The organism is Pseudomonas sp. K5002 (assembly GCF_013386655.1).
GTDB lineage: Bacteria > Pseudomonadota > Gammaproteobacteria > Pseudomonadales > Pseudomonadaceae > Aquipseudomonas.
On record NZ_JACARK010001096.1, the window covers coordinates 1 to 3,856 of the forward strand.

At 61.0% G+C, this 3,856-nt stretch carries 6 protein-coding genes; 4 read left to right on the forward strand and 2 right to left on the reverse strand.

The window, feature by feature from the left end; genetic code table 11:
* The 4 genes from HX846_RS33550 to pqqE form a co-directional block, all read left to right on the forward strand.
* Positions 1 to 446: MBL fold metallo-hydrolase (locus tag HX846_RS33550; RefSeq protein WP_256740257.1), on the forward strand; the 446-nt coding region annotated here is incomplete at its 5' end.
* An 11-nt stretch (positions 447 to 457) separates the two neighbouring features.
* A complete protein-coding gene (gene pqqC, locus HX846_RS33555) occupies positions 458 to 1,210 on the forward strand; it encodes a pyrroloquinoline-quinone synthase PqqC (protein WP_003211042.1) in 753 nt (250 codons plus the stop codon).
* Entirely contained in the window at positions 1,207 to 1,482 is a 276-nt protein-coding gene (gene pqqD, locus HX846_RS33560) for a pyrroloquinoline quinone biosynthesis peptide chaperone PqqD (protein ID WP_003211043.1), read from the forward strand. The genes pqqC and pqqD overlap by 4 nt, the downstream gene beginning before the upstream one ends.
* A complete protein-coding gene (pqqE, locus tag HX846_RS33565; protein WP_178967083.1) occupies positions 1,475 to 2,614 on the forward strand; it encodes a pyrroloquinoline quinone biosynthesis protein PqqE in 1,140 nt (379 codons plus the stop codon). Before pqqD ends, pqqE begins: the two co-directional genes overlap by 8 nt.
* A gap of 6 nt (positions 2,615 to 2,620) precedes the next feature.
* Here the strand turns inward: pqqE and HX846_RS33570 are convergent, their stop codons facing one another.
* Positions 2,621 to 2,779: a YqaE/Pmp3 family membrane protein gene (locus HX846_RS33570; protein WP_003211049.1), complete on the reverse strand. Its 159-nt coding sequence runs from the start codon at positions 2,777 to 2,779 to the stop codon at positions 2,621 to 2,623.
* A gap of 186 nt (positions 2,780 to 2,965) precedes the next feature.
* Positions 2,966 to 3,856 (reverse strand): aspartate aminotransferase family protein (locus HX846_RS33575; RefSeq protein ID WP_178967084.1); only part of this gene is annotated, 891 nt, incomplete at its 5' end.

Here is a 3,856-nt window from a genome sequence, read left to right on the forward strand (position 1 = left end):
TCACACCATTGCCCCTGCGCAGCGCGGCACCGCCCTACTCGCCTCACCGATTCGACCCACACCCGGGCGACAACATCGGCCTGATCGTCGAAGACCTGCGCACCGGCGGCAAGCTGTTCTATGCGCCGGGCCTGGGCAAGGTTGACGCACCGTTGCTGGAAATAATGGCCGGCAGCGATTGCCTGCTGGTGGACGGCACGATGTGGGACGACGACGAAATGCAGCGCCGTGGCGTCGGCACCCGCACCGGTCGCGAGATGGGCCACCTGGCACAAAACGGCCCCGGCGGCATGCTGGAAGTGCTGGAGCAGTTGCCCAAGCAGCGCAAGGTGCTTATCCACATCAACAACACCAACCCGATCCTGGATGAAGACTCGCCCGAGCGAGCCGAGCTGCTGCGACGCAATGTGGAAGTGGCGTACGACGGCATGAGCATTGAATTGTAGGAGCGAGCCAAATGACTGACACACCGCTGACCACCGCCGAGTTCGAACAGGCCCTGCGCGCCAAGGGCGCCTTCTACCATATCCATCACCCGTATCACGTGGCGATGTACGAAGGCCGCGCCACCCGCGAGCAGATCCAGGGCTGGGTCGCCAACCGTTTTTATTATCAGGTGAACATTCCCCTCAAGGACGCCGCGATCCTGGCCAACTGCCCGGACCGGGAGATTCGTCGTGAGTGGATCCAGCGCCTGCTGGATCACGACGGCGCTCCCGGCGAAGACGGCGGCATTGAAGCCTGGTTGCGCCTGGGGCAGGCCGTCGGCCTCGACCCGGATCAACTGCGCTCCCAGGAATTGGTACTGCCGGGCGTACGATTTGCGGTAGACGCCTACGTCAACTTCGCCCGCCGGGCCAGCTGGCAGGAAGCCGCCAGCAGTTCCCTGACCGAGTTGTTCGCCCCGCAGATCCACCAGTCGCGCCTCGACAGCTGGCCCCAGCATTACCCATGGATCGACCCCGCCGGCTACGAGTATTTCCGCACCCGCCTGGGCCAGGCTCGCCGGGATGTGGAGCACGGTCTGGCCATCACCCTGCAGCACTACACCACCCGCGAAGGCCAGGAGCGCATGCTGGAAATTCTCCAGTTCAAACTGGACATTCTTTGGAGCATGCTCGATGCAATGAGCATGGCTTATGAACTGAAACGCCCGCCGTATCACAGCGTGACCGATCAGCGTGTATGGCATAAGGGGATCACCCTATGAGCTTCGATCGCAGCAAAAAACCGACCTGGCGCCAGGGCTATCGTTTCCAGTACGAACCGGCGCAAAAAGGCCATGTGCTGCTGTACCCGGAAGGCATGATCAAGCTCAACGACAGCGCCGCCTTGATCGGTGGCTTGATCGACGGCGAGCGCGATGTCAGCGCAATCATCGCCGAGTTGGACAAGCAGTTCCCTGGCGTGCCCGAGCTCGGTGAAGACATCGAGCAATTCATGGAGGTTGCCCGTGCTCAGCACTGGATCGAACTTGCCTGACCTGCCACCCAAGCCGGAAATCGGCCTGCCGCTCTGGTTGCTGGCCGAGCTGACCTACCGCTGCCCGCTGCAATGCCCGTACTGCTCCAATCCGCTGGATTTTGCCGAGCAGGGCAAGGAACTGAGCACGGAACAGTGGACCAAGGTATTTCGTGAAGCCCGGGAAATGGGCGCTGCGCAACTGGGGTTTTCCGGCGGTGAGCCACTGGTGCGCCAGGACCTCGCCGAACTGATCGCCGAGGCGCGCAAGCTGGGTTTCTATACCAACCTGATCACCTCCGGCATCGGCCTCACCGAGCAGAAGATCAGCGACTTCAAGAAGGCCGGCCTGGACCATATCCAGATCAGTTTCCAGGCCAGTGACGAGCAAGTGAACAACTTGCTGGCCGGCTCGAAAAAAGCCTTCGCGCAAAAACTCGAAATGGCCCGGGCAGTGAAAGCCCATGGCTACCCGATGGTGCTGAACTTCGTCACCCATCGGCACAATATCGACAAGATCGACCGCATCATTGAGCTGTGCATTGCCCTGGAAGCGGACTTTGTCGAGCTTGCCACCTGCCAGTTCTACGGCTGGGCCCAGCTCAATCGGGTCGGCCTGTTGCCGACCCAGGAACAGCTGGTGCGCGCCGAACGCATCACCAACGAATACCGCGCCAAGCTCGAAGCCGAAGGCCACCCGTGCAAGCTGATATTCGTCACGCCGGATTACTACGAGGAACGCCCGAAAGCCTGCATGAATGGCTGGGGCAGCATCTTTCTGACAGTAACGCCGGACGGTACTGCCCTACCGTGCCACGGAGCCCGACAGATGCCGGTGCAATTTCCCAATGTGCGCGACCACAGCATGCAACACATCTGGTACGACTCGTTTGGCTTCAACCGCTTTCGCGGCTACGACTGGATGCCCGAGCCGTGCCGTTCATGTGACGAGAAGGAAAAGGACTTCGGTGGGTGCCGCTGCCAGGCGTTCATGCTGACCGGGGATGCCAGCAACGCCGACCCGGTGTGCAGCAAATCGGAGCACCACGGCATGATCCTCCAGGCCCGCGAAGAAGCGGAGCACGCCACCCAGACCATTGAGCAACTGGCCTTTCGCAATGAGCGCAACTCACGGCTGATCGCGAAAGGCTGAGGTCTTTTAGCGTTTGGCGATGATGTACACCGCGTGCACGATGCCGGGAATGTAACCGCACAAGGTCAGCAGGATGTTCAGCCAGAACGCGCCAGCGAAACCCACTTGCAGGAACACACCCAGTGGCGGCAGCAGAATAGCGATGATGATGCGAATGATATCCATGGGTTCAGCTCCAGAAAATCGGCTCGTGTGAGCCGTACAAGCTAATCGACCTTGGCCGTTGGTAAGGGTTCAGTGGGATCTGGCACTCAGCCATCGTCTAATTCGCGGACAAAAAAACGCCCCCAGCCAAAAGAATCAGGCTGGAGGCGCCGCGTATACCGCGAGACGGTTCAGGAAATATGGGGCTTAAACGGCAATGCCCTTGCGGCATTGCAGCTGTGCAGTGCGCACCCGGGAGAAGGTACGGGCCAGACGCAGGAGCATTTCGTCGACGTTGCTTTTGCTCAATGTGAGCGCCGGGGTGAAGCGCAGGCAATCGGGTTGCGGCGCGCTCAGGATCAGGCCTTCACTGAGCGCGGCGTTTACCACCGCATCTGCCGAATCCTCCGACAGAGTCAGTCCCCACATCAGGCCCTGGCCGCGCAGTTCACCCTGGTCATAGCGATGCGCCAGGCGGGCAAGCCCTTCGCCCAGATAAGCGCCAACCTCGCAAACGTGCTCCAGAAATTCGTGACTCAGTACGGTATCGAGCACCGCTATACCAGCGGAAGCCATCAGCGCGTTGCCATGGTGGGTGCCTTCCAGCTCACCGATTTCAAAACAACACGCCTTGCCCCGCGCGAGCAACGCCGCCAGTGGCACACCACCACCCAAGCCCTTGCCCAGGCAGATGATGTCGGCACGTACGCCGTAGTACTGTTCGGCGAGCAACGTGCCACAACGGCCGGTGCCGGTTTGCACTTCATCGAGGATCAACAGAATTCCCAGCTCACGGCACAGACGTTCGACACCCTTGAGGTAATGCTCGGTCGCGGGAATGACGCCGGCATCGTTCTGGATCGGTTCCAGCATGATTGCCACGGTTTGCGCATCCACCGCCGCGTGCAGCGCCGGCAGGTCGTTGAACGGCACGTGGCTGAATCCCGGCAACTGGGGCTCAAAACGGTTTTCACTGGCGGCTGCCGAGGCTGACATCGCGGCAAAGCTGCGGCCATGGCAACCGTTGCTCGCGGTGATGATGCGATAGGCGCCACCACGGTGCAGTTGGCCCCATTTGCGCGCCAGCAAGATGGCCGC

Excerpts from the sequence above, each read along its gene's own strand:
- pqqC (WP_003211042.1), top strand. The coding sequence starts at position 458 with ATGACTGACACACCGCTGACCACCGCCGAGTTCGAACAGGCCCTGCGC.
- HX846_RS33570 (WP_003211049.1), bottom strand. The coding sequence starts at position 2,779 with ATGGATATCATTCGCATCATCATCGCTATTCTGCTGCCGCCACTGGGT.
- pqqD (WP_003211043.1), top strand. The coding sequence starts at position 1,207 with ATGAGCTTCGATCGCAGCAAAAAACCGACCTGGCGCCAGGGCTATCGT.